This is a genomic window from Bordetella tumulicola (assembly GCF_054779135.1).
Map to the genome: position 1 here is coordinate 149281 of NZ_BAAGYU010000003.1, position 22060 is coordinate 171340.

Consider the following 22060-nt stretch of genomic DNA (forward strand, 5'->3'; position numbering starts at 1 on the left):
CGCTGTAACGAACCGTGCCATCCTGCCCTTACCCAGCCCCGGTCAAGTCGGAGGAATACCTGCGTTTTCCGCAGCACGCTTCCAGCGTGCACGATCCTCTTGCAGGAAGGTAGCGAATTCAGCCGACGTATTCCCCACGAGTTCCACCCCGTCACCGCTCAAACGCTTGGCAATCTCGGGTTTGGCCAGGACTTTGGTTACGGCCTGCTGCACCTTGTCGATGGCTTCCTGGGGCGTGCCCTTGGGCGCACACAAACCCGTCCAGGGGACTAAATCAAAGTTGGGCAGCGATGATGATTCCGATATGGAGGGGATATCCGGGAAAGCGGCCAGACGTTTGGGATTGACCGCCGCCAAGGCGCGCAATTGTCCGCTTTTCACGTACTGATAAGAACTGATGGGTTGGTCAAAAATCATTTTGACTTCACCCGACACCAGATCGGCCAGCGCCTGGCCCGTGCCCTTGTAGGGGATATGCAGAAACTCGACACCCGCCAGATGCTGCACGGCCTCGCCAACCAAATGCCCCGCCGCGCCGACACCAGAGGATGCATAGCTCAATTCACCGGGATGTTTCTTGGCATAGTCGATCAACTCTTGCATGGAATTAACCGGCACGCTGGCATTCACCAACGCGAGATACGGGGTCATTCCAATCAGGGTCACGGGCAAAATGTCCGTTGCCGGCTTGACCCGCAGACTGGGATACAAATACGGCTGGACCGACATGAACCCTGACGTGCAGATCAACAGAGTGTGCCCATCGGGCGTAGCCTTTAGCAACGCATCCGCGGCGATGTTGCCATTGGCGCCGGGCTTGTTCTCGATAACAATCTGCTGGCCCAGTTCTTTACTGAGTTCGGGTGCGATCAAGCGAGCAACCAGGTCATTAGAGCCACCCGGTGAAAAGCCAATCAGAATGTGTAAAGGCTGGCTGGGAAAGTCCGCTGCGAACGCGTTTACCGTCACCATGGACAGTGCTGCCACGAGTCCTTTGATACGCGGCAGTCTACGTTTTGTTTTCATGTAATCCCCTGGCTATCAACTATCAATGCGGTTATTGATCAACCGCGTGTAATCCAATTAACACTACGAAAGCGAAGCACGTGCCCGCGCGACACGGCTGCACCCTTGCAGCAATTGCTCTTCGCTTGCGGCAAAGGACAAACGGAAGTGCGACGGAATCCCGTAAGCACTGCCTTGCAGTACCGCGAGATTTTCCGAATCGAGCAAATGCATCACCCAATCGTCACTACTCTTAATGACGTGCCCATCGGGCGTCTTTAGGCCAAACAGCGCATCGCACGCGGCAAAAATATAGAACGCACCTTCCGGCCGATACGCGTGGATGCCGTCGATGCGATTCAGGGTTTCGACCACGAGATCGCGTCGCGTCTGAAAACTGTGACGGCTGGTCTGAATAAAGTCCTGCGGGCCATTCAAGGCCGCGACCGCCGCCGCCTGCGCCACCGAGTTCGGATTCGAGGTGCTTTGCGACTGCAGCTTGGTCATGGCTTTGCACAACTCGGCCGGTGCTGCCCCATAGCCAATGCGCCAGCCGGTCATGGCATACGATTTGGATACGCCGTTAATGGTCAACGTGCGTTCTTTCAGCTCGGGCACCGCCTGGGCGATCGTGACGAACTCTCGTCCGTCATAAATCAGATGTTCATAGATGTCATCGGTCATCACCCAAACGTGAGGATGGCGCTTGAGCACTTCGCCCAACGCGACCAGTTCTTCGCGGGTATAGGTGGCGCCACTAGGATTGTTGGGCGAGTTCAGCAGCAGCCAGCGGGTGCGTGGGGTGATCGCCTGCTCCAGATCGTCAGGCTGAAGCTTGAAGCCGTGTTCAGGCAAACCCGTCACCATCACAGGCTTGCCGTCGGCCAGCAAGGTGATGTCTGGATACGACACCCAGTAAGGCGCCGGAATGATGACTTCGTCGCCCGGCTCAAGCGTGCACATCAAAGCGTTGAACACGATTTGCTTGGCCCCGGTACCGGCGACGATCTCGTTAACGGCGTAGTCCAGCGCGTTTTCACGCAGGAATTTTTGGCGGATCGCCTCGCGCAACTCAAGTGTGCCACCCACATCGGTGTAGCGGGTCTTGCCCTGCTGCATTGCCTGCCAGGCGGCCTCCTGGATGTGCTGGGGCGTATCGAAGTCAGGTTCACCAGCAGTCAGGCCGACGATGTCACGCCCTTGGGCCCGGAGTTCTCTGGCGCGTGCCCCAGCCATGGAGCTCGGTGAAGGCTTGATACGTTGTAAACGAGAAGAAATAGCAATCATGGCCGAGCCACCGTCCGCTGTCATAAGAATGACTTGGATTATCTGGCACTGGCCGTCACGGATATAGCGAATAATCGGAACACCGGGGTATTCCTTTTTTTCTTGCCACATTCGATAATGGCTTGCGTCAAATTCGCCCCATTCGCCTAAGCCGGCCCTTCGGTTCGCCCCCATGAATCCTACTTTCAAGCAACTCGAAGCGTTTCATTTCAGCCTCAAACTGGGCAGCTTCAACGCCGCGGCGACCCGTCTGTACACCACTCAATCGGCGATTTCCAAGCGCGTCAGCGAGCTTGAAACCATGCTGGGGGGACGTTTGCTGCACCGACGCCCGACCGGCCTGAGCACCACGGGCCTGGGCCAACGTTTAGTGCCTGTCGCCGCCGAGGCGATGCAATTGCGTGCCCGCATTGAGAATCTGGCGAGCACACAGCACGAAATTCGAGGTGTGCTGCGCATTGGTGTCACGGAGCTGATCGCGCTGACCTGGTTTACCGATTTGATCCAGCAACTCCATAACAGCCACCCGGAATTGCGGCTCGAGCCCTTGGTGGAGTCGGGCATTACGCTGTTTCGCAACGTGGAATTGGGACGGCTCGACGTCGCGATGATGGCCGGCACCTATTGGAAAAATGGCTACACCACTGTCCCTGTCGGCAAGACGGAAGACTGCTGGGTGGTAGGCGCCCACGTTCCGATTCCCGACCGTCCATTGCAACCAGCGGAGTTCGCGGCCTATCCCGTGCTGGAACAAGTCGAGGACTCGGCCAAAACACGTTATTACTCCGACTGGCGCGCGGAAAGCGGCTTTGTATTTGGCCCGGTATTTACGACCAACAGTCTGGTGGTACGTCGTGAAATGGTCGCTTGCGGGGTCGGCATCAGTCAGATGCCATTTGATTATGTGAAACAGGATATCGACGACGGCCTGCTGAAAATCGTGCGCAGCGATCCCATGCCACCGACCGCGATCTATAGCGCAGTGTTCCACGAAGACAACCGGACGCCCGTCTTGGATCTGGTGATCAACAAGGCCATCGAGGTCTGCGATTTTTCTAGCCGCCCCACATTTCCCACGGCCGATAGTGCACTGAATCCGACGATTCCTTTAGATTAACGACGACCTGCCAAGGCCGCGATGAGCGCCGGCCTACGAGGGGGGCCGCTGCAATGCTTCCAGTTCCGCCTCGTCAAAACCTGCCTGACGGCGCGCCTCGAGGTTGAATGGCCCGCGCAGTCGTGGGGCGTTGTAGCGCTGCGCCAACTCGGCGTAGCAGGCGACCGGATCCAGGCTGCGCTGGGTGCACAAATGACGGTACCAGTGGTTGCCGATCGCCACATGACCGATCTCGTCGCGCAGGATAATGTCCAGGATGGCTCCACCCGCTTTGTCGCCCGCGCCGATCAGTTTGTCCCGAATCAGGGGCGAGGCATCCAGGCCCCGGGCCTCAAGGGTGCGCGGGACCAGTGCCAGTCGGGCCAGCAAGTCGTCCCGGGTTTTTTCTGCCATTTCCCACAAGCCGTTATGCGCCGGAAAATCACCGTAAGCATGGCCCAGGGTGCCCAGATGCGTATTAAGCAACTCAAAATGGTAGGCCTCTTCGCGCGCCACGCGCAGCCAATCGCGATAAAACGCCTCGGGCATACCGGCATAACGCCACACCGCATCCAGTGCCAGGTTCACCGCATTGAACTCAATATGTGCCAAGGCGTGCAGGAGCACCGCACGCCCCTCCGGCGATTGGACCGAGCGTTGCTTGACTTGCTGAGGTGGCACCAGTTCGGGCGCGTCCGGCCGCCCGGGTATCCGGGCGGGCTCCTGCAGGTTGGCATCCACCGCGATCATCGTATCGTCATCAATGGCTCGCACGGCGGCCAGTTTGTCCGGCCAGGCGCGGGCGGCCAACGCGGCGAGCGCCTGACGGCGCATCTCGATATGGGTTGCGGGGGAAAACGCGGAGTCGGTCATTGAGAAACAATCAGGGTGTAAAACACAACATCGTTGCAGGCAGCCTGCCAGCCAGACTTTATCATTACGCCCATGACCTCCTCTGCGCAGCTTGGCGTTGCACCCTCGTTATCCCAAATCGATCCGTCCGAGTGGAATGCTCTGGCGGGTGATCAACCTTTTGTACGCCACGAATTTCTGTCGGCGCTGCATGAGACCGGCTGTGCCGCCCCGGAGACGGGCTGGACGCCGTATTACCTGGTACTGCGGCGTGCGGGCCAATTGGTCGGCGGCGTGCCGCTGTATCTGAAGGCGCATTCGCGTGGAGAATACGTGTTCGACTACGCATGGGCCGATGCCTTTGAACGGCACGGACTGCGCTATTACCCAAAGCTGTTGACATCGATACCTTTTACACCGGTCAGCGGACCCAGACTGCTGGCCGGCAACGCGGCGGACCGATTGACGTTGGCGCGCGGTTTGATCGAACTGGCGCAAGGCCTGAAAGTCTCGTCACTGCATGTGCTGTTTCCTACCGACGACGATTTAGCCGCCCTGCACGAGGCGGGCTATATGGTGCGCGAAGGCATACAGTTTCACTGGTGCAATGCGGACTATGCCAATCTGGACGTATTCCTGGCGGCCCTGAATCACGACAAGCGCAAGAAGATTCGCCAGGACCGCAAAAAAGTACAGGCTGCCGGTATTCACTATCGCTGGCTGCGCGGTGCGCAGATTGATGCGCAATCGTTGTCGTTCTTTTATCGCTGCTACGAGCAAACCTATTTTGCGCACGGCAATGCGCCTTATCTAAGCGCCGAGTTTTTTGAACGTTTGCATCGAGAATTAAACGATTCCATGGTCCTGATTGTGGCGTTGCGCGGCGCAGAGCCCATAGCCGCCGCGTTAAACATGCTGGGAGGTCAAACCCTGTATGGACGATATTGGGGTGCCCTGGATTTTGTGCCGGGCCTGCATTTCGAGACCTGCTATTTACAATCTATTGACTACTGCATTCAGCACGGGCTAACGCGTTTTGAAGGCGGTGCCCAAGGTGAACACAAAATGGCGCGCGGCCTGCTGCCCACCCCTACATGGTCGGCGCACTGGATTTCCGATGCGCGATTTTCCGCCGCCATTGAGGATTATCTGCAACGAGAGACCCAGGCAATAGATGGCTATCTGGACGAACTGGAAACGCATACGCCGTTTCGCCGCGTGATGTAAATCGCCGTTACGATTGATTGTCTGAACGTTTCTTGACACTACTCAACCGTAACTAACCGAACAGGTATCACGCCCGCCTCTCTGCTGTAAACAAATCAAGACCTCAGTCGTTACATTTGTCTACAGCATCGTTTGACACTGTCCACGACCGCCCGTACGGTGATAACAGGCTCATCAACAAGGAGGTTCACATGAACAACGACATCGTTGCAGGAAAGTGGAAACAGTTGACGGGTAAAGCCAAGGCAGCGTGGGGCGAGCTGACCGATGATGAACTGACACGCGTTGAAGGTAACGCGGAACGTTTGACGGGCTTGATCCAAGAGCGTTACGGTAAGACACGAGAAGAGGCCGAAAAGGAAGTGCGTACTTTTTTCGACTCCAATCGCTAATCCTCGACTCCAATCGCTCATCGCGTAAAAGGAGGGATCCGAAATGCTGTACTACGCTGTTGTGTTTTTCGTCATCGCCATCATTGCTGCCGTATTAGGTTTCGGTGGTATCGCCGCCGGCGCGGCAGGGATCGCCAAGATTCTGTTCTTTGTATTCCTGATTCTGGCATTGCTGTCGATATTTAGTGGTGTATTCAGGAAGAAATAATCCGGGCGGCCCGTCACGGCGCCGCACGCCACCTAACCCACCGCGTCATCGCAACGTAGAAGGAGAATCTCTATGAACATGCGTAAACTGATCATTGCCACGGCCATCAGCACCGGTACCGTGCTCGGTACCGTCGGCACCGTGACGTACGCGGCTGAAACGGATACCAACAAGCAGTCCGTAGGCGAGTACGCATCGGATGCCATGATTACGACCAAAGTAAAAGCGGCATTCGTGGCAGACACCTCGCTCAGCGCGCTGGATATTTCGGTCGAAACACAAGACGGCAACGTTACGCTGACGGGTACGGTGGGCACTGATGCCGAAGTCAAGCAAGCGGCTGACACCGCGGGCGGTGTCGAGGGCGTCAAACAGGTGCAGAACAATCTCACCGTCGATCCGGCCAAGGCTGAACCAGCCAAGACCGATTCGACAACGACCGAGCCCATGACGAGCGAACCCGCCCCAACCCAAGCAAAGTAACGCGTATTAGCGCATTAAGTCAGTCTCAGTAAGTCAGTCTCAGTAAGTCAGTCTCGGGCCGCGGAAATGGCATATTTCCGCGGCCCGCTTTGATTGTGTCGCCACGAGCGTACATCGCACCGGGCTCAAGACCCGCCCCCGCACGAGTCGATCATCAAGCGCTTGATCACCACACCGCAAAAAACAGTACCCATGCGACGCAGAACGGTATCAAACCACTCGCCATCAACACCCACGCGACCAACTTGCGTAGCCCGGACACCGTACGTTGCGCCAGCAGCCGCCATCCCAAGCGCATCGACCAGCCGACGGCCAAGGTCAGCAAGGTAAAGCGCACGGGATCGGCCCAGCTCGTATTCAACCCCTCGTGTCCCAGCAAGGTAATCGTCGTGGCGGACAGGCCAAGAAATACGCCGATGCCTGCAGCGGGAATGAAGGCTTGCGCCAGTTTATGCACGCCAGCGAAACGTCCTCCCGACAGCTTGGCCGGCGCAACGAGATCGGCCAACCATAATCCGATCAGCGCCACACCGCCCACGCATACCGTACTGCCAACCACAAACAACAAAATACCTGCGCCATCCAACCACGAAAAGCTGTCGTTGAGTTCAGGGTAGTGGGTCAGGATGAACCACGGCGCGTTGTCCATCAACGGCCATAAGATGTCGCGTTCAACCAGCCACACAGCCGCCCATTGTTTTACCGTCACGAACCAGGGGCTGGCACTCCAGAGAAAAGCGCCGATCGCGATGCCCATCAAGCCAAAACAGATCAGCGCGGTTTGCCACGCATCACCGGTGGCCACGCGCACAATTTCTTCCTCGGGCGAACGAGGTGTCAAGGCAATCGCCCCCCGATAGCCGCTGCAACGTCCGCAGGCATGGCAATCGCCCGCGCCCTGCATATGACGCAGCGGTACCAGCGGCGCGCAGTTTATGGATTCGATACGAATGACGGGACGCCGCCAGGCCTCTTCGTCGACCTTGAAATGCCACGGCGCCAACTTGGCCAACAAATTGAACACACCATTGACCGGGCAAAGATATTTGCACCAGACGCGCTTGCTGCGACCATAACGCCAGCCAACGATCATGGCCGCGACGGTCGATCCCCCCAGCACGACCAGTACCGCCAAGGGATATTGATATACGCTGACCAGTTGGCCGTAAATGGTGGTCAAGCCAAATGCCACAAAGGGCCAACCGCCCCAACGCATCCATTTCGGGATGGCACGGCCCTGCCCATGTTCACTGGCCCATTCGGTCAACATGCCTTCCGGGCACAACCAGCCACACCAGGCTCGTCCCAACAACGGCATGGACACCAGCACGAAAGGCCACCATACGCCCCAGAACGCGAACTGCGCCACGATGGTTAAGTTGTTGAAGACGGACGCGGCATTGTCGGGAAGCGGCAACAAGACCGGCACAATCAACAGGAACGCATAAGCGCCGACAATGCCCCATTGCAGCTTGCGCAGCAGCGATGCGTGATCACGCAGAAAATCAGCGAAGCGAGTGGTATAGCGCCCGAGTGCGGCGGCCATGAATGAACCTTTAGTGCCATGGCCGGCATCAGCACCGACCCGTGTTGCTTGTTTCAGATCAGGCAGGAATGGGGGCTGGCTTGCGAGGCTGGTCTGCCCTGCGTAGCAAGGCCCACACCACGATCCAGTAGGCGACCCATAGCAAGACAGAGGTCAACGCCGGGTAAGCACGATAGCCGGCAAAATCCGCAAGTACTTTGCCCAGACCACTGCTATCGTCCAACAATGCGGAACTGTCCCAAACCGGATCAACCAGCGTCGGCAACACGCCCAGCGAAATCAGGCGATCCAGTCCGCCCACCAACAAAGCACTAGCCAGTAACAACAGCAAAATTTCAGTCAATCGGAAAAAGCGGCGCCAGGTAATCAGCTTGCCGCCCAGTTGCAACAGCCCAAACGTCAACAGCGCAATCGCAAAACCCGCGCTACCGGCCAGGGTGAGTTTCCAGATGTCGGCGCCCTGCACGGCGGACACGGTGCCATACAGAAACACGACGGTTTCACTGCCCTCGCGGGCGACGGCAATCATGACCAATATCAGCAGGCCCCACCAATTGTTGTCCGCTAAGGATGCGTTGGCCCCCGACTGCAACTCACTCTTGAGCGTACGGCCATGCGTCTTCATCCATACAATCATTTGCACGACCAGCGCGCACGCGGCCAATGACATGATGGCCTGGAACCACTCCTGGCCTTCGTCGCTCAGCCAGGACGAGACGCCCAACAACACCAGGGCGAGTGCCACCGCCAACGCCAAACCAGCGACAACGCCACCCCACAAGTAAGGCAGGCCGCGACGCCCTTCGGGCGCAGCACGCAGCCATGAATACAAAATGCCCACGACCAACAGGGCTTCGACGCTTTCACGCCAGACGATGAAAAGTACCTGTTCCATAAATATGCCGGATCAGTCCTTGGGAACGACCACCAGCGTGCCGCGCACGTCTTGATGGAAATCATCAAAGAACGGATATTCGCCCGGCCGCGAAATGGTGATGACAACGAAAGAGCTGACGCCTGGCCCCATGACTTTTTCTTTGCGCAAGGGGATGCTCTCGAACTCGACGGGTTCGTTGCTTTGATTAACGAGCTCGATCTTGAACCGCCCGGCAGGCACCTCAAGACGCGTAGGCTCAAAGGTGCCGTCTGATTTAAAGATCAGCTTGAAAACGGGCAGATCGGCCGCGCGCGTCATACCTGGCATGATGGCGGACAGACTGAGGCACAATGCCAGCGCCGTGGCCCCGACCGTACGGCCACGCACCATCAGTACCCACCCTTTTTACCGGTGCCGGCATAGACGAACTCGTAATCCAGTTCGAAGGGCTCGAACCACGGACCCACGCCGGTTTCCTTATCGATGTGGCGGCCGAAATGTGCGTCATGACCAGCCGTGGGCGGCAAGATGTTGTACTTCAGTTTGTACTTGCCGGGGCCTTCGAGCTTGACGTTGTCGCCATAGTGCGGGCCATCGTTGGCGACCATAGGCATAAAGGTGCCTTTTTGCACGTGCTCGCTGCCGACTTTCTGGATCTCGTAATTGACGACCAGATAGGGCACCCATTCGCCCTCGGGAAAACCGGTCTTGTTGTCAGCCATCGCGTGGATATCGGCCTCGAGGTGCACGTCGGAATCCTGTGCGGGCCGCATCATGCCGGCCGGGTCCATCTCGATGGGCTGCAGATACACTGCGCCGATCTCCATCCCCCCTTTTTCGGCTGGTTTACCGATGGGGTATTCGACGGCGATTGCCGAACCCGACAGTGCCAGGCCAGCGGCCAGCACCAAGACTTTTTTAAGCATGTGGCATCCCAAGTACAGTAAAAAACAAAACGGTTCTGTTAAACAAGAACCGTTTTCATTACTGTATCGTGGGTGCGCTGACAGAGGCCTGACGACTCTCTGACACGAACCTGAAGCAATCGGCTATTTGCGGCCGCTGCCACCCTGCCCGGGACCACCCGGCGTGAAAGGAAACGTGGAGAACATCGCGCGCGTTTGATCCTGCATCTGATCTTGCATCTGCACAAACAGATTTTTGCTTTGGTCAATATAGTTGTTCATCATGTTCTGCAGCATGGGGGTCTGGACATCCATAAACTGCGTCCAGGCCTCGGGGCCGAACTGACTGCCATACAGGCCTTTGGATTGCTCGGCCATGCGTTGCTGGATCTCCATGAACGCCTGGATGTTTTTTTCCAGGTACGAGCCCATGATGCCCTGCATGGCATGTCCATAAAAGCGAATGATCTGCGAGAGCATGTTCGACGAGAACATCGGCATGCCCCCGCTTTCTTCTTCGAGAATAATCTGCAGCAGGATACTGCGCGTCAAATCGTCGCCGCTCTTGGCGTCAATGACTTGAAATTCTTCGGTGGCCAACACCAGTTGTTTGACGTCAGCCAATGTAATGTAGGTACTGGTCTGCGTATCGTACAAACGACGGTTGGGGTACTTTTTAATCAGGCGCAGACTGGCGCCAGTTTGAGCTTGCGTCATGGTTGTCCCCGAGATCGGCTGATCTCTTTTAACTTTAAAGTATTCCTAGTGTAAGCCCGCCGGCCGAAAAGTCCGCAGACGTTCCGGCCGATCTGTCTTCAGCCCATGTGCAGGCCGCCATTGAGCGAAAAATCCGCCCCCGTCGAAAACCCCGATTCGTCAGAGGCCAGCCACGAGGTCATCGATGCGATTTCTTCGGGCGTACCGAGGCGGCGCACCGGAATCGTGGCGACGATTTTTTCCAGGACGTCGGGCCGGATGGCGCGGACCATGTCCGTGCCAATATAACCTGGCGAAATGGTGTTGACCGTCACGCCTTTGCTGGCGACCTCTTGGGCCAGGGCCATGGTAAAGCCGTGGATGCCGGCCTTCGCGGTCGAGTAGTTGGTCTGCCCGAACTGCCCTTTTTGCCCATTGACCGAGCTGATGTTGATAATGCGACCCCATTGGCGCTGGACCATGCCCTCGATGACTTGCTTGGTCACGTTGAACAAGCTGTTCAGGTTGGTATCGATCACGGCACGCCAATCATCGGCCGACATTTTGCGAAAGAGGCCATCGCGGGTAATCCCCGCATTGTTGACCAGCACGTCAACGGGCCCCAGCTCGTTGACGACGCGTTCAAACGCGTCCACCGTCGAATCCCAGTCGGACACATTGCCGACCGATGCATGGAAGGTATAGCCCTGAGCTGCCTGTTCGTCTATCCATTGTTGATAGTTGCGGCTGGGGCCGCAACCGGCGACCACGCGAAATCCGTCTTTAGCCAGCCGGCGGCAGATTGACGTGCCAATGCCGCCCATGCCACCCGTAACGTATGCCAGTTTCCCGCTCATTTGCCTTCCTCCTGCGCGCTGGGCGCGTCAATAACTGCGGCTGCTTGTTGCTTCATATTTGCAGGACTGTCTACTCAATCTGCCCGGACTTTTACATAGCTGCCCGGTGCCGGTTCGATAGGAGCATAGCGGGTATTACCGACGGACGTGCGTGCCTTGCGTTTTGCGCCAGCATGCCCGGCCAGCCAACGTGACCAATCAGGCCACCAACTTCCTGCGTGCTCTTGCGCATTCGCCAACCAGACACCAGGATCCCCCGGCAAGGCCGGATCCTCATTGACCCAGTAATTCCGTTTGCCTGCCTGCGGCGGATTGATCACGCCCGCAATGTGTCCCGACGCACCCAACACGAAACGCTGCGGCCCGCGCAGCAATTGCGTCGACGCATACGCGGACGTCCAGGGCACGATGTGATCATCACGCGAACCATATAGGTACGCGGGCATCTTCAGGCGTGTCAAATCCAGCGCGGTATCCCCGGCGCGTGCGCGACCGGGCACCTTGAGATTGTTTTCGAGATAGGTATTACGGAAATACCAGGTAAAGAAAGGTCCGGGTAAATTGGTGCTGTCGCCATTCCAGAATAAAAGATCAAACGCGGACGGCATTTGACCTTTGAGGTAGTTGCCGACGACGTAATTCCAGACGAGCTCATTGGGCCGCAAAAAAGAAAATGTCGTGGACAGGTCGCGACCGGGCATCAGCCCGCCCTGCCCGATTTGCTGGTCCCGCAGCAAGGCATGGGCCTCGTCGACAAAGACTTGCAGCACGCCGGTATCGTGAAAATCGAGAAGCGTCGTCAGCAGCGTCAATGACGCCACAGGTGTTTCGCCGCGCGCCTGCGCTAACGCCAGTGCCGACGCCAACATGGTGCCCCCGACGCAAAAACCCAAGGCGTTGACCTGAGGTTGATTGCTGATATCGCTGGCGATCTGCAAGGCCTTGAGGACACCCTCATCCAGATACTGGACCCAATTCGCCTGTTGCACGCCGTCCTGATCCGTGGAAAGCGGATTGCGCCACGACACCATGAAAACTGTCTGCCCTTGTTCGACCACATAGCGCACGAACGAGTTGGCGGGCTGCAAATCCAGAATGTAGTACTTGTTGATATTGGGCGGCACGATCACCAGCGGGCGCTCGTGCACGGTCGCCGTTTGCGGCGTGTACTGAATCAACTGGAATAGCGAATTCTGAAAAACAACCTGCCCAGGTGTGGTGGCAACGTTAGCGCCGATTTCAAACTGGCTGTCGTCGGTCTGGCTGATCCGGCCTTTGCGTATGTCGTTGGCCAGATTGGCCAGGCCATCGCTGAGCGCGCGACCCGCGGAATCGATCACGGCTTGTTGCGCGTCGGGATTGAAAGCCAGGAAATTAGAGGGCGATAGCGCATCGACCCATTGCATGATGGAAAAACGCAGACGATTGCGCAAGGGCTCGCCGACTTGGGCAGCATCGACCATCCGCGACAACACGCGGGCCGACAGCAGATAAGCATGCGCCATCAGCAGATGCTGAGGGCTGGCGGCCCAAGCCGCACCACGGAAACGGCGATCGGCTGGCGGCGCCAGTGTGCCGCGTTGGGCTTCGTCGCAGATGCGCTGCCACTCGCGCAAAAAGTCGGCCTGAATGTCTGCCAGCGCGTCCGGCGCCACGCTAACCGGAACAGGCCAAGCAGCGGAAATAGGGGCGTTCACTTCGACACCTTGTTATGGACAAAAGCAGGGGCATCATCATGGATATACCCTGCGGATTAACGGCGTGACATTACCGATGTTGCATTGCCCCCTGGTGACTGTCAATGCGGGTATACAAGGACTCGCGTTTATACGGAAAAACCTAGTCCCGCCACGCCAGCAGCGCCATACGACCGGTCGTGCCATCGCGCCGGTACGAAAAAAACCGCGCCGGATCAGAGACCGTGCACAGGCCGCAAGCATGGGCGTCCTCGACCCCCGCCCGACGCAGCCGCAACAGCGCCAGCGCAGGCAGATCGGCCAACCATTTACCGGAATGCTGCGGGCGCGGCGTAAAACACGCCAGCGCCGCCGGACCGTCTGCGGCAAAGGCGGCGAGCACGTCCTCTCCGACTTCAAAGTGATCCGGACCAATACCCGGGCCGATCCAGGCACGCCAGCCGCGCGCGGCGGGTGCTTTGGCGCGCAACTGCTGCAATGTGTTCTCCAGCACACCTCCCGCCAGTCCGCGCCAGCCCGCGTGCGCGGCGCCAACGACGGTGCCATCCAGATCGGTCATGATGACCGGTAAACAATCGGCCACCATAATGGCAAGCACCCGACTGCGCATCGCCGTCACGCTCGCGTCGACAGCCGGTTCAACCGGAAGTCCGTCCTGCGCCCCGGCAGAGAGGCTGCCCACACGATCGGCGTCAACTACCTCGGCGCCATGCACCTGGCGCAGCCATAAGGGATCGGCCGGCACCGCCGCACGTACGCGACGGCGATTTTCCCGCACTGTCTCGGGCACGTCATCCGCTCGTAGGCCCAGATTGAGCGTGTCATGCGGCGCAACGCCCACGCCGCCCGCACGCGTTGTACAAAAATACTGAACACCCGGCCATTGCGGGCCTGTGATGACGGGCAATCCGCCGATCAGTTGTTCCATTGTGTGGCTTCCTGCGCCTGGCGCATGTCGTTCGGCGGATCGGCACGAAAAGTGGCCTGCCCCCTGCCGCCCGGATCGTCAAAATGCAAGACGCGCGCATGCAGCATTTGCCGTGATGCGCCCGAGGCCGTCCGTCCGCCGTACAGCGTATCGGCGAGCAGTGGATGCCCCAGACTAGCCAGGTGCACGCGAATCTGATGCGTGCGGCCCGTTTCCAGGCGGCAAATGACTTCGGTGACGGGTTCGCCTGCCGGCGCGCGTCCCTGCCTCGAAGGAGAATAATGAGTAACAGCAGGTTTCGGCGCAATCGGGCGCTCGACGCTCATGCGCACGGGTACACGCGGGTCCCGGCCAATGGCGCGATCGACCGTGCCGGCGGCGGTGAACCAGCCGTGGGCCAACGCGATATATTCACGGCCCATGCTGCGTGCCTGCAATTGCCGCACCAAGTGCGTCTGCGCCAGGTCGTTGCGCGCGACGACCATCAGACCCGAGGTGTCCTTGTCCAGACGATGAACAATGCCGGCGCGTGCTACCCGGGAGAGCTCCGGATAGCGGTGCAATAGCCCATTGAGCAAGGTGCCGTGCCAATTGCCCGCGCCAGGATGGGTCACCAGCCCCGCGGGCTTGTTCACGACAATCCAGTCGGGGCTTTCGTCGACAACGCCGAATTCGACGGGCTCCGGGGTAAACGCCAGGCTTTCGGGCGCGGGCTGCTCCCAGACTGTCAGTACGTCACCCGGGCCTACGACCTGGCGGATCTTGGCGGCGCCGCCGTTGACCTGCACCCAGCCAGCCTCGATCCAGCCCTGCAGGCGGTTGCGGGAATGCCCGTCGAGCAGCGCCGCCAGGACCTTATCCAGGCGGTCGGCGCGCGTGCCGGGCGGTACAGTAATACACTGAGGTTCGTCATCCGCTGAAAGGTCAGCGCCATCAACGGCAGGGGCGTCTATATGGGACATGAAGCAAAATCATATAATTCAGCGTGCCATCCTAACACCAAGGAATTGAATCTCGTGATTTTCCGCACTGCAGCCCTCTCAAACCGTCTCAGTCTGCGCGCCCTGCTCCTGCGCTTGGCCGTGGCGTTGTCTGTCACTCTGGCTGTCGCAGGTTGCAGCGGCACCGACACAAAATACGACAAGACCGCTGGTTGGAGCGCCGAACAGTTGTACTCCGACGCCAAGGCCGAAATGGATGCCGGCGGGTGGGGCGACGCCCGCGATCGCCTCACCGCGATTGAAAGTCGCTACCCGTTTGGCGTGTACGCCCAGCAAGCGCTGATCGACCTGGCCTACGTCAACTGGAAAGACGGCGAAAACGAACAGGCGTTGGCGGCGATCGACCGTTTTCAGCAGATGTACCCCAACCACCCGGGAACCGATTACATGCTGTACCTGGAAGGGTTGATCAACTTTACCCCTGCCAGTGCCTTCATGAGCAATCTGACGGGCCAGGATCCGGCTGAACGCGATCCCAAGGGTCTGCGCGCGTCCTACGAAGCGTTCAATGAGTTGATTAAACGTTTCCCCGAGAGCAAATACACCCCCGACGCCCAGCAGCGTCTGACGTGGCTGGTCAATGCAATTGCGATGAACGAAGTCCACGTCGCGCGCTACTACTACGAGCGTGGCGCCTATGTGGCGGCGGTGAACCGCGCACAGACCGTGATTACTGACTTCGAAGGCGCCCCCGCCGCGGAAAACGCCCTGGTCATCATGTCCGCCTCGTATGACAAGCTCGGCATGGCCGACCTCAAGAACGACGCTGATCGAGTGCTGAAGACCAACTATCCCGACGGCACTGTCACCGAAAACGAATTGCTGACCGATAAGAGCTGGTGGAATCCGTTCTCGTGGAAGTAAGGCCGTTGTCCCGGACTTAAACGATGTGCCGCCCACTGGGCGGCACATTGCATTTCAGCCCTCGCCTTGTTCGCGACGGGCGTAAAACGCCAGCACTTCGTTCAGATCCCGGGTGCGGGAAAAGGGAGGCAATCCGCGCCACAGACGCTTGCCATAGGGCTTCTCGACCAGGCGCGCATCACCCACCATCAATACGCCCCAATCGCGCTCGGTACGAATCAGGCGCCCGGCCCCCTGCTTCAGGGAGATCGCCGCCTCGGGCAATTGGTATTCGGCAAAGGGGTTCCCGCCCCGTGAGCGGCAGGCACGCAACCGGGCTTCGATCACGGGATCATCAGGTGGCGCAAAAGGCAGCTTGTCGATGGCCACGAGGGTGAGCACATCGCCGGGCAAATCGATCCCCTCCCAGAACGTCGCACTCCCCACGAGGACGGGATGATCGAGTTTGCAAAAACGGTCCAGCAAATCGCCTCGCGTCGCATCGCCCTGCTTGAGCAGGGGCCATTCATAGCCCTGATCTTCAAACGCCTCGGCCAGCAAGGTGGCGACGCGATCAACGGCACGCAAGGTCGTGCACAAGACCAGCGCCCCCCCTGGGCTGGCCGCCAGCAAGGGGATCAACGTCTGTACAAAGCGTTCGACAAAGCGCGGCGACTGCGGCTCGGGCATATCGCGCGGGACAAACAGCAGCCCGTGCTGGGTGTAATCGAACGGGGATTCCCAGCGCCCGGTACGCGCGTCATCCAACCCCAACTGGCGGGTGTAGTACTCGAAGTCGGCCTGCACCGACAACGTCGCCGACGTGAGGATCCAGGCTTGTCCGGGTTTGCGGAACCGGGAAAAGGCCTGCGCGACAGATAACGGGGCTGAATGCAGCCGTATGTGATGCAGCCCGTGCTCTACCCAGCGCACCGCGGGCCCGGTGAACAAACTCGCCGCAGCGGCGCCTTGTAGCAGCGCCTGCGCGGTTGAGGGACCATCATCGGCATCCTGGACGGACGCGTCATCTGCGGTCCCTGCCAGGGCGTGCGTGTCTTTTCCCCAACCCTCTTCCGTCAGTGCCTTGACACGATCCGACCCGTCTCGTCCGGGCGTTGCCCAGCGCGCGAGACGCAGTGCGATGTCGGCGCCACTGCGAGCGACTGCGGCCAGGTCAGGGTGTTTTTCCGCCACGCCGGCCAAGGCCCGCGTCGCCGCCTCGATCGCCTCACGCAGGGCAGCCAGCGCGATGTCGAATTGCTCGGCGTCGGGCATGGCCTCAAAGGTCGCCTTGCGTCCCGGTAGTTGATCCAGCGCCGCACAGGATAAGCGCAACTCGCGAGCGGCGGTCTCCACGTGCCGGCTGACGTCGGCCCATTTGGCCGCCTCGCGCGCGTAGGCCAGGCCGGCGACCTCGAGGGCACGGCCAAAATCCAGCAACTGATGGGTTGACACGCTGCTGCCTAAAAAGCGCGTCGCAGTGTCGGGCAACTGATGCGCCTCGTCAAAGATCACCGTGTCGGCCTCGGGGAGCAAGTCGGTTACGCCTTCTTCGCGCAGCACCAGATCCGCCATGAACAGGGCGTGATTGACCACCACCACGTCGGCATCCTGGGCCTGTCGCCGGGCTTTGATCACAAAGCAATCCCGAATACGGGGACACTCTTGGCCCAGGCAATTTTCACGGGTGGACGTGACGCGCTGCCAGATATCGGCGTCCTCGGGGATTTTGCCCAGATCGGCACGGTCGCCTGTTTTGGAGATCCCGGCAAAGATCTGAATCTGGCGCAGTTGGGATATTTCGCTGCGGGACTTCAGCGCGCGCTCGTCGCCCTGCAGGCGATCCAGGTGATAGTGACAGACATAATTGCTACGTCCCTTGAGCAAGGCAGCAGTGACGGGCGCGGCCAGGGCGGCGCGCACGCGTGGCAAATCGCGGGCAAACAACTGGTCCTGCAGGGTACGCGTGCCCGTCGATATGACGACTTTTCCGCCTGCCACCATCGCCGGGACGAGATACGCCCAGGTTTTACCGATGCCGGTCCCGGCCTCGGCCACCAGGGTGGCGCGATCGGTAATGGCTTGGCCAATCGCCTGCGCCAACTCGACCTGGGCCGGGCGAGGGGTATAGCCCGGCAACGCCGTGGCCAAAGGGCCGTCAGCGGCGAAAAACTCGGAAATATCCAGATCTAGCATCAATGAAGTCAGGCGGTAAATTGGCCCAAATGATACCCCGAGCACCCTGGGGCGCGTGCTCGAAATAGCCCAGTCAACAACAGCGTGTCGCCACCTTGTGGCAAAATCCGCCCCTTGATTTCCCTTTGCAGCCGTATCGAGATGCCTGAAACTTCTGCCACCACGAGTACTGCGCCCAGCGTCGACCAAGCCCGTATCCTTGCCCAGCTTGCTACCGAACTGAATAGTCGCCCTTCCCAAATCGCCGCCGCGATTGATCTGCTGGATGACGGCGCCACCGTGCCGTTTATCGCACGCTATCGCAAAGAAGCCACCGGAGGCCTGGACGATACGGTGTTGCGTAATCTGGAAGTCCGGTTGGGCTATCTGCGCGAGCTCGAAGAGCGACGCGGCGCCATTCTGGAATCCATCACGCAACAGGGCAAGCTCACGCCCGAGTTGCAACAGGAAATTTCCACCGCCGAGACGAAACAGCGTCTGGAAGACTTGTACGCCCCGTACAAGCCCAAGCGCCGCACGCGCGCCCAGATCGCACGCGAAGCCGGCCTGGAACCCCTGGCGGATGCCATCTTGGCCGATCAGGCCTGCGATCCTGCCGTTCTAGCCGAGCAATACCTCAATCCCGAAGCCTCGATCAACGATACCAAGGCCGCCCTGGATGGCGCTCGCGACATTCTGGCCGAACGCTTTGCCGAAAATGCCGACTTGCTGGCGGACATGCGCGAGCATTTGTGGTCCACGGGCCTGCTGTACGCCAAGGTCGCCGAAGGCAAGGAAACCGAAGGCGCCAATTTCCGCGACTGGTTCGATTTCAACGAACCGCTGCGCACCCTGCCCTCACATCGCATTCTGGCGCTGCTGCGCGGTCGCCAACAGGGTATCCTGGAACTGCGCCTCGGCATCGACACCGAACTGGAAGCCCAGACTCCGCATCCCTGCGTCGCACGCATCGCCGGCTTTTTGAAACTGGGCAATGGCTTGTTTGCGCTGGATGCGTCGCCACGTGCCCGTTGGCTGGGCGAGGTTTGCCGCTGGACGTGGCGCGTCAAGCTCTTGACCGCCTTCGAAAGCGAATTGATTAGCCGTCTGCGCGAGGCCGGCGAAACCGAAGCCATCCGCGTCTTTGCTGCCAACCTGAAGGACTTGTTGCTGGCGGCGCCGGCAGGCCCCAAAAACGTGCTGGGGCTCGATCCGGGCATTCGTACCGGCTGCAAGGTCGCCGTCATCGACAGCACCGGTAAGGTCGTTGATACGACGACCGTGTACCCCTTCGAGCCGCGTCGCGACCGCGAAGGCACGATCGCTACGCTGGCCGCGCTGGTCGCGCGTCACAATGTCGAACTGATAGCCATCGGTAACGGTACCGCTTCACGCGAAAGCGAAAAGCTGGTGGGCGATATGATGACCCAGTTCCCCGACCTGAAAGTCACGCGCGTGGTAGTCTCCGAAGCCGGAGCCTCGGTGTATTCCGCCTCCGAAACCGCCGCTCTGGAGTTCCCCGACCTGGATGTCACGTTGCGCGGCGCGGTCTCGATTGCACGCCGCCTTCAGGACCCGCTGGCCGAGTTGGTCAAGATCGACGCCAAAGCCATTGGCGTGGGCCAGTACCAACACGATGTCAACCAGCGCGAGCTGGCGCGGTCGCTGGACGCCGTCGTCGAGGATTGCGTGAACGCCGTGGGCGTCGATGTCAACACTGCCTCGGCCGCCCTGTTGGCGCGGGTATCCGGGCTGAACTCGCTACTGGCCAAAAACATCGTGTCCTGGCGCGACGAAAACGGGGCCTTCCCCACGCGCGAACTGCTGCGCAAGGTGCCCCGTTTCGGTGACAAGGCCTTCGAACAGGCCGCCGGCTTTCTGCGCATTCCCCAGGGCGACAACCCGCTGGATGCCTCTGCGGTGCACCCCGAGGCCTACCCCGTGGTCGAGCGCATCGTGGCCAAGATCAAGGCCGACGTCCAGCAAATCATCGGTCAACGCGATGCCCTGAAAGGCATTTCGCCCGCTGACTTTACCGACGAGCGTTTCGGTTTGCCGACCGTGCGAGACATTTTCGCCGAGCTGGAAAAACCGGGCCGTGATCCGCGTCCGGAGTTCAAAACCGCCCAGTTCAAAGAAGGCGTCGAAACACTCAACGATCTGTACCCCGGCATGGTGCTTGAGGGTGTCGTGACCAACGTGGCCAATTTTGGCGCGTTTGTGGACATCGGCGTGCACCAGGATGGCCTGGTGCATATTTCGGCATTGGCCGAAAAATTCGTCAAAGATCCGCGCGACGTCGTACGCGTGGGCCAAACCGTCAGCGTGAAAGTGCTCGAGGTCGATGCGGCACGCAAGCGCGTTGCCTTGACGATGCGTTTGAATGACACAGCTCAAGCCGCCCAACCGTCCCGTCGTACCGGCAGCGAGGCGCCTCGTAGTGGTGGTGGTGCACGCGGCACAGGTGGTGGTCGTCGCCCTCAAGGCGATGCTGGCCGCAATAGCGAACCGCGCAACAGCGCCATGGCCGACGCGTTCTCCAAGCTCAAGCGCTGACGTTTAACGCCAGCGCGCTACACTGGACCCCTTCCAAAAACGCTTTTTTGCCCTCGCCCCCGCTCATGAGTACCCGCGTCCTTACCGGCATCACCACGACTGGCACCCCTCACCTTGGCAACTATGCCGGGGCTATCCGGCCCGCCATTGCGACCAGCACCCAGTCGAACACCGATGCGTTCTACTTCATGGCGGACTATCACGCACTGATCAAGTGCGACGATCCGGCCCGCGTTGCGCGCTCACGACTTGAGATCGCGGCGACGTGGCTGGCGGGCGGTCTGGACCCCGAGCGCGCGACCTTCTACCGACAGTCGGACATCCCCGAGATCCCCGAGCTGTGCTGGATACTGACCTGCGTCACGGCCAAAGGCCTGATGAACCGGGCACATGCCTACAAAGCCTCGGTCGACCAAAATACTGCCAAAGGCGTCGAGCCCGACGACGGCATCACGATGGGTTTGTTTTCCTATCCCGTGTTGATGGCGGCCGATATCCTGATGTTCAACGCCAACAAAGTGCCTGTGGGGCGCGACCAGGTCCAGCACCTGGAAATGGCGCGAGATATCGCACAGCGGTTTAACCATCTGTACGGGCGCGAGTACTTTGTGCTTCCCGAAGTCGTGATCGAGGAATCGGTCGCCACCCTGCCGGGTCTGGACGGGCGCAAGATGTCCAAGAGCTACAACAACACCATTCCCCTCTTCGAGGGCGATGCCGCCTCGCTGCGCGCGGCAGTCATGCGCATCGTGACGGACTCACGTCAGCCGGGCGAGCCCAAAGACCCGGATAGCTCGCACCTGTATACCCTGTATCGCGCCTTTGCCGCACCTGAGGAGGCCGCGGCGTTCCGCGAGCAACTCGAGGCCGGTATCGGCTGGGGTGATGCCAAGCAAGCCCTCTATGAGCGCCTGGAACGCGATATCGCTCCGATGCGTGAGCACTATCAAGCCCTGATGGCCCATCCCGAACGCATCGAAGACATTCTGCAGGCAGGCGCACAAAAGGCCCGTACGCTCGCAACACCGTTTATGGCGGAATTGCGCGACGCCGTCGGGCTGCGTCGACAAGTCGCCGTGCCAGCCACCACCAAGGCGTCGGGCAAAAAACCAGGCAAGGCAGCGCGCTTTGTCAGTTTTCGCGATGATGACGGTAAATTCCGTTTCCGTCTGCTGGGCACGGATGGCCAAGAGCTCTTGCTATCACGCAGCTTTGACAATCCGAAAGAGGCCGGTGCGCTCATGCAACGCCTGCAATCCGGCAGCGGCCTGGACGGCCTCCAAATCGACGGCCTGAGCTACAACATCGTGGTAGATGGACAAACCGTTGCTCAAGGCCCAACCAGTACCGATGACATGCAACGGGACACGCTGGTGGCACAAGTTCGCCAGGGATTGACTGCCCTCGCGGGATAACGGCCATACCGGCG

Annotated in this window: 20 protein-coding genes and 1 pseudogene; 8 read left to right on the forward strand and 13 right to left on the reverse strand. The window is 59.6% G+C overall.

Annotated features, from left to right (window positions below; all coding sequences use genetic code 11):
* Positions 1-42: 42 nt before the first annotated feature.
* Positions 43-1026, reverse strand: a complete 984-nt coding sequence (locus ACYVDM_RS00715; protein ID WP_415790628.1) for a Bug family tripartite tricarboxylate transporter substrate binding protein — start codon at positions 1024-1026, stop codon at positions 43-45.
* Positions 1027-1089: 63 nt separating this feature from the next.
* Positions 1090-2292: a pyridoxal phosphate-dependent aminotransferase gene (locus ACYVDM_RS00720; protein ID WP_415790626.1), complete on the reverse strand. Its 1203-nt coding sequence runs from the start codon at positions 2290-2292 to the stop codon at positions 1090-1092.
* Between the two features lie 172 nt (positions 2293-2464).
* Between ACYVDM_RS00720 and ACYVDM_RS00725 the strand changes: the two genes are divergently transcribed.
* On the forward strand, positions 2465-3409 hold the full coding sequence (locus ACYVDM_RS00725; RefSeq protein WP_415790624.1) for a LysR family transcriptional regulator: 945 nt from the start codon (positions 2465-2467) through the stop codon (positions 3407-3409).
* Between the two features lie 33 nt (positions 3410-3442).
* On the opposite strand, the gene ACYVDM_RS00730 is transcribed toward ACYVDM_RS00725, so the two are convergent.
* A complete protein-coding gene (locus ACYVDM_RS00730; RefSeq protein ID WP_460475293.1) occupies positions 3443-4261 on the reverse strand; it encodes a ferritin-like domain-containing protein in 819 nt (272 codons plus the stop codon).
* A 72-nt stretch (positions 4262-4333) separates the two neighbouring features.
* On the opposite strand from ACYVDM_RS00730, the gene ACYVDM_RS00735 reads away from it, so the two are divergent.
* The 4 genes and pseudogenes from ACYVDM_RS00735 to ACYVDM_RS00750 form a co-directional block, all read left to right on the forward strand.
* Positions 4334-5467, forward strand: a complete 1134-nt coding sequence (locus ACYVDM_RS00735; protein ID WP_415790622.1) for a GNAT family N-acetyltransferase — start codon at positions 4334-4336, stop codon at positions 5465-5467.
* A gap of 191 nt (positions 5468-5658) precedes the next feature.
* A complete protein-coding gene (locus tag ACYVDM_RS00740) occupies positions 5659-5859 on the forward strand; it encodes a CsbD family protein (protein WP_415790620.1) in 201 nt (66 codons plus the stop codon).
* 43 nt (positions 5860-5902) lie between these two features.
* A complete protein-coding gene (locus ACYVDM_RS00745; protein WP_415790618.1) occupies positions 5903-6067 on the forward strand; it encodes a DUF1328 domain-containing protein in 165 nt (54 codons plus the stop codon).
* A 72-nt stretch (positions 6068-6139) separates the two neighbouring features.
* A pseudogene (locus ACYVDM_RS00750) lies at positions 6140-6478 on the forward strand (BON domain-containing protein); the annotation flags it as partial.
* Positions 6479-6716: 238 nt separating this feature from the next.
* Here the strand turns inward: ACYVDM_RS00750 and ACYVDM_RS00755 are convergent.
* From ACYVDM_RS00755 to ACYVDM_RS00795, 9 genes are all read right to left on the reverse strand, one after another.
* Positions 6717-8096 carry a 4Fe-4S binding protein gene (locus tag ACYVDM_RS00755; RefSeq protein WP_415790616.1) on the reverse strand — a complete coding sequence of 460 codons (1380 nt, stop codon included), beginning with the start codon at positions 8094-8096 and terminating at the stop codon, positions 6717-6719.
* A gap of 58 nt (positions 8097-8154) precedes the next feature.
* The gene (locus tag ACYVDM_RS00760; RefSeq protein WP_415790614.1) at positions 8155-8991 is read right to left on the reverse strand and encodes an FTR1 family iron permease; all 837 of its coding nucleotides are present in this window, start codon (positions 8989-8991) and stop codon (positions 8155-8157) included.
* A gap of 12 nt (positions 8992-9003) precedes the next feature.
* Entirely contained in the window at positions 9004-9363 is a 360-nt protein-coding gene (locus ACYVDM_RS00765) for a cupredoxin domain-containing protein (protein WP_415790612.1), read from the reverse strand.
* A complete protein-coding gene (locus ACYVDM_RS00770; protein ID WP_415790610.1) occupies positions 9363-9899 on the reverse strand; it encodes an iron transporter in 537 nt (178 codons plus the stop codon). Before ACYVDM_RS00770 ends, ACYVDM_RS00765 begins: the two co-directional genes overlap by 1 nt.
* 123 nt (positions 9900-10022) lie before the next feature.
* Positions 10023-10595: a polyhydroxyalkanoate synthesis repressor PhaR gene (gene phaR / locus ACYVDM_RS00775; RefSeq protein ID WP_415790608.1), complete on the reverse strand. Its 573-nt coding sequence runs from the start codon at positions 10593-10595 to the stop codon at positions 10023-10025.
* 98 nt (positions 10596-10693) lie between these two features.
* Positions 10694-11431 carry an acetoacetyl-CoA reductase gene (gene phbB / locus ACYVDM_RS00780; RefSeq protein WP_415790606.1) on the reverse strand — a complete coding sequence of 246 codons (738 nt, stop codon included), beginning with the start codon at positions 11429-11431 and terminating at the stop codon, positions 10694-10696.
* A 74-nt stretch (positions 11432-11505) separates the two neighbouring features.
* Positions 11506-13128, reverse strand: a complete 1623-nt coding sequence (gene phaC / locus ACYVDM_RS00785; protein WP_415790604.1) for a class I poly(R)-hydroxyalkanoic acid synthase — start codon at positions 13126-13128, stop codon at positions 11506-11508.
* A gap of 142 nt (positions 13129-13270) precedes the next feature.
* On the reverse strand, positions 13271-14056 hold the full coding sequence (gene pgeF, locus ACYVDM_RS00790) for a peptidoglycan editing factor PgeF (RefSeq protein WP_415790602.1): 786 nt from the start codon (positions 14054-14056) through the stop codon (positions 13271-13273).
* Positions 14044-15018 carry an RluA family pseudouridine synthase gene (locus ACYVDM_RS00795; protein ID WP_415790600.1) on the reverse strand — a complete coding sequence of 325 codons (975 nt, stop codon included), beginning with the start codon at positions 15016-15018 and terminating at the stop codon, positions 14044-14046. Before ACYVDM_RS00795 ends, pgeF begins: the two co-directional genes overlap by 13 nt.
* 102 nt (positions 15019-15120) lie before the next feature.
* On the opposite strand from ACYVDM_RS00795, the gene ACYVDM_RS00800 reads away from it, so the two are divergent.
* Entirely contained in the window at positions 15121-15921 is an 801-nt protein-coding gene (locus ACYVDM_RS00800) for an outer membrane protein assembly factor BamD (protein ID WP_415790924.1), read from the forward strand.
* Between the two features lie 54 nt (positions 15922-15975).
* On the opposite strand, the gene ACYVDM_RS00805 is transcribed toward ACYVDM_RS00800, so the two are convergent.
* The gene (locus ACYVDM_RS00805; RefSeq protein ID WP_415790598.1) at positions 15976-18096 is read right to left on the reverse strand and encodes an ATP-dependent DNA helicase; all 2121 of its coding nucleotides are present in this window, start codon (positions 18094-18096) and stop codon (positions 15976-15978) included.
* A 141-nt stretch (positions 18097-18237) separates the two neighbouring features.
* Here ACYVDM_RS00805 and tex point away from each other — a divergent pair, with 141 nt between their 5' ends.
* Positions 18238-20631, forward strand: coding sequence for an RNA-binding transcriptional accessory protein Tex (gene tex, locus ACYVDM_RS00810; protein ID WP_415790596.1), 2394 nt, complete (start codon positions 18238-18240; stop codon positions 20629-20631).
* A 65-nt stretch (positions 20632-20696) separates the two neighbouring features.
* Positions 20697-22046: a tryptophan--tRNA ligase gene (locus ACYVDM_RS00815; protein ID WP_415790594.1), complete on the forward strand. Its 1350-nt coding sequence runs from the start codon at positions 20697-20699 to the stop codon at positions 22044-22046.
* The last annotated feature ends 14 nt before the right edge of the window (positions 22047-22060 follow it).

Excerpts from the sequence above, each read along its gene's own strand:
- ACYVDM_RS00730 (WP_460475293.1), bottom strand. The coding sequence starts at position 4,261 with ATGACCGACTCCGCGTTTTCCCCCGCAACCCATATCGAGATGCGCCGT.
- tex (WP_415790596.1), top strand. The coding sequence starts at position 18,238 with ATGCCTGAAACTTCTGCCACCACGAGTACTGCGCCCAGCGTCGACCAA.
- ACYVDM_RS00805 (WP_415790598.1), bottom strand. The coding sequence starts at position 18,096 with ATGCTAGATCTGGATATTTCCGAGTTTTTCGCCGCTGACGGCCCTTTG.
- ACYVDM_RS00770 (WP_415790610.1), bottom strand. The coding sequence starts at position 9,899 with ATGCTTAAAAAAGTCTTGGTGCTGGCCGCTGGCCTGGCACTGTCGGGT.
- ACYVDM_RS00755 (WP_415790616.1), bottom strand. The coding sequence starts at position 8,096 with ATGGCCGCCGCACTCGGGCGCTATACCACTCGCTTCGCTGATTTTCTG.
- ACYVDM_RS00795 (WP_415790600.1), bottom strand. The coding sequence starts at position 15,018 with ATGTCCCATATAGACGCCCCTGCCGTTGATGGCGCTGACCTTTCAGCG.
- pgeF (WP_415790602.1), bottom strand. The coding sequence starts at position 14,056 with ATGGAACAACTGATCGGCGGATTGCCCGTCATCACAGGCCCGCAATGG.
- ACYVDM_RS00765 (WP_415790612.1), bottom strand. The coding sequence starts at position 9,363 with ATGGTGCGTGGCCGTACGGTCGGGGCCACGGCGCTGGCATTGTGCCTC.
- ACYVDM_RS00720 (WP_415790626.1), bottom strand. The coding sequence starts at position 2,292 with ATGATTGCTATTTCTTCTCGTTTACAACGTATCAAGCCTTCACCGAGC.
- phaR (WP_415790608.1), bottom strand. The coding sequence starts at position 10,595 with ATGACGCAAGCTCAAACTGGCGCCAGTCTGCGCCTGATTAAAAAGTAC.
- ACYVDM_RS00740 (WP_415790620.1), top strand. The coding sequence starts at position 5,659 with ATGAACAACGACATCGTTGCAGGAAAGTGGAAACAGTTGACGGGTAAA.
- ACYVDM_RS00715 (WP_415790628.1), bottom strand. The coding sequence starts at position 1,026 with ATGAAAACAAAACGTAGACTGCCGCGTATCAAAGGACTCGTGGCAGCA.
- ACYVDM_RS00735 (WP_415790622.1), top strand. The coding sequence starts at position 4,334 with ATGACCTCCTCTGCGCAGCTTGGCGTTGCACCCTCGTTATCCCAAATC.
- ACYVDM_RS00760 (WP_415790614.1), bottom strand. The coding sequence starts at position 8,991 with ATGGAACAGGTACTTTTCATCGTCTGGCGTGAAAGCGTCGAAGCCCTG.
- ACYVDM_RS00745 (WP_415790618.1), top strand. The coding sequence starts at position 5,903 with ATGCTGTACTACGCTGTTGTGTTTTTCGTCATCGCCATCATTGCTGCC.
- ACYVDM_RS00725 (WP_415790624.1), top strand. The coding sequence starts at position 2,465 with ATGAATCCTACTTTCAAGCAACTCGAAGCGTTTCATTTCAGCCTCAAA.
- phbB (WP_415790606.1), bottom strand. The coding sequence starts at position 11,431 with ATGAGCGGGAAACTGGCATACGTTACGGGTGGCATGGGCGGCATTGGC.
- ACYVDM_RS00815 (WP_415790594.1), top strand. The coding sequence starts at position 20,697 with ATGAGTACCCGCGTCCTTACCGGCATCACCACGACTGGCACCCCTCAC.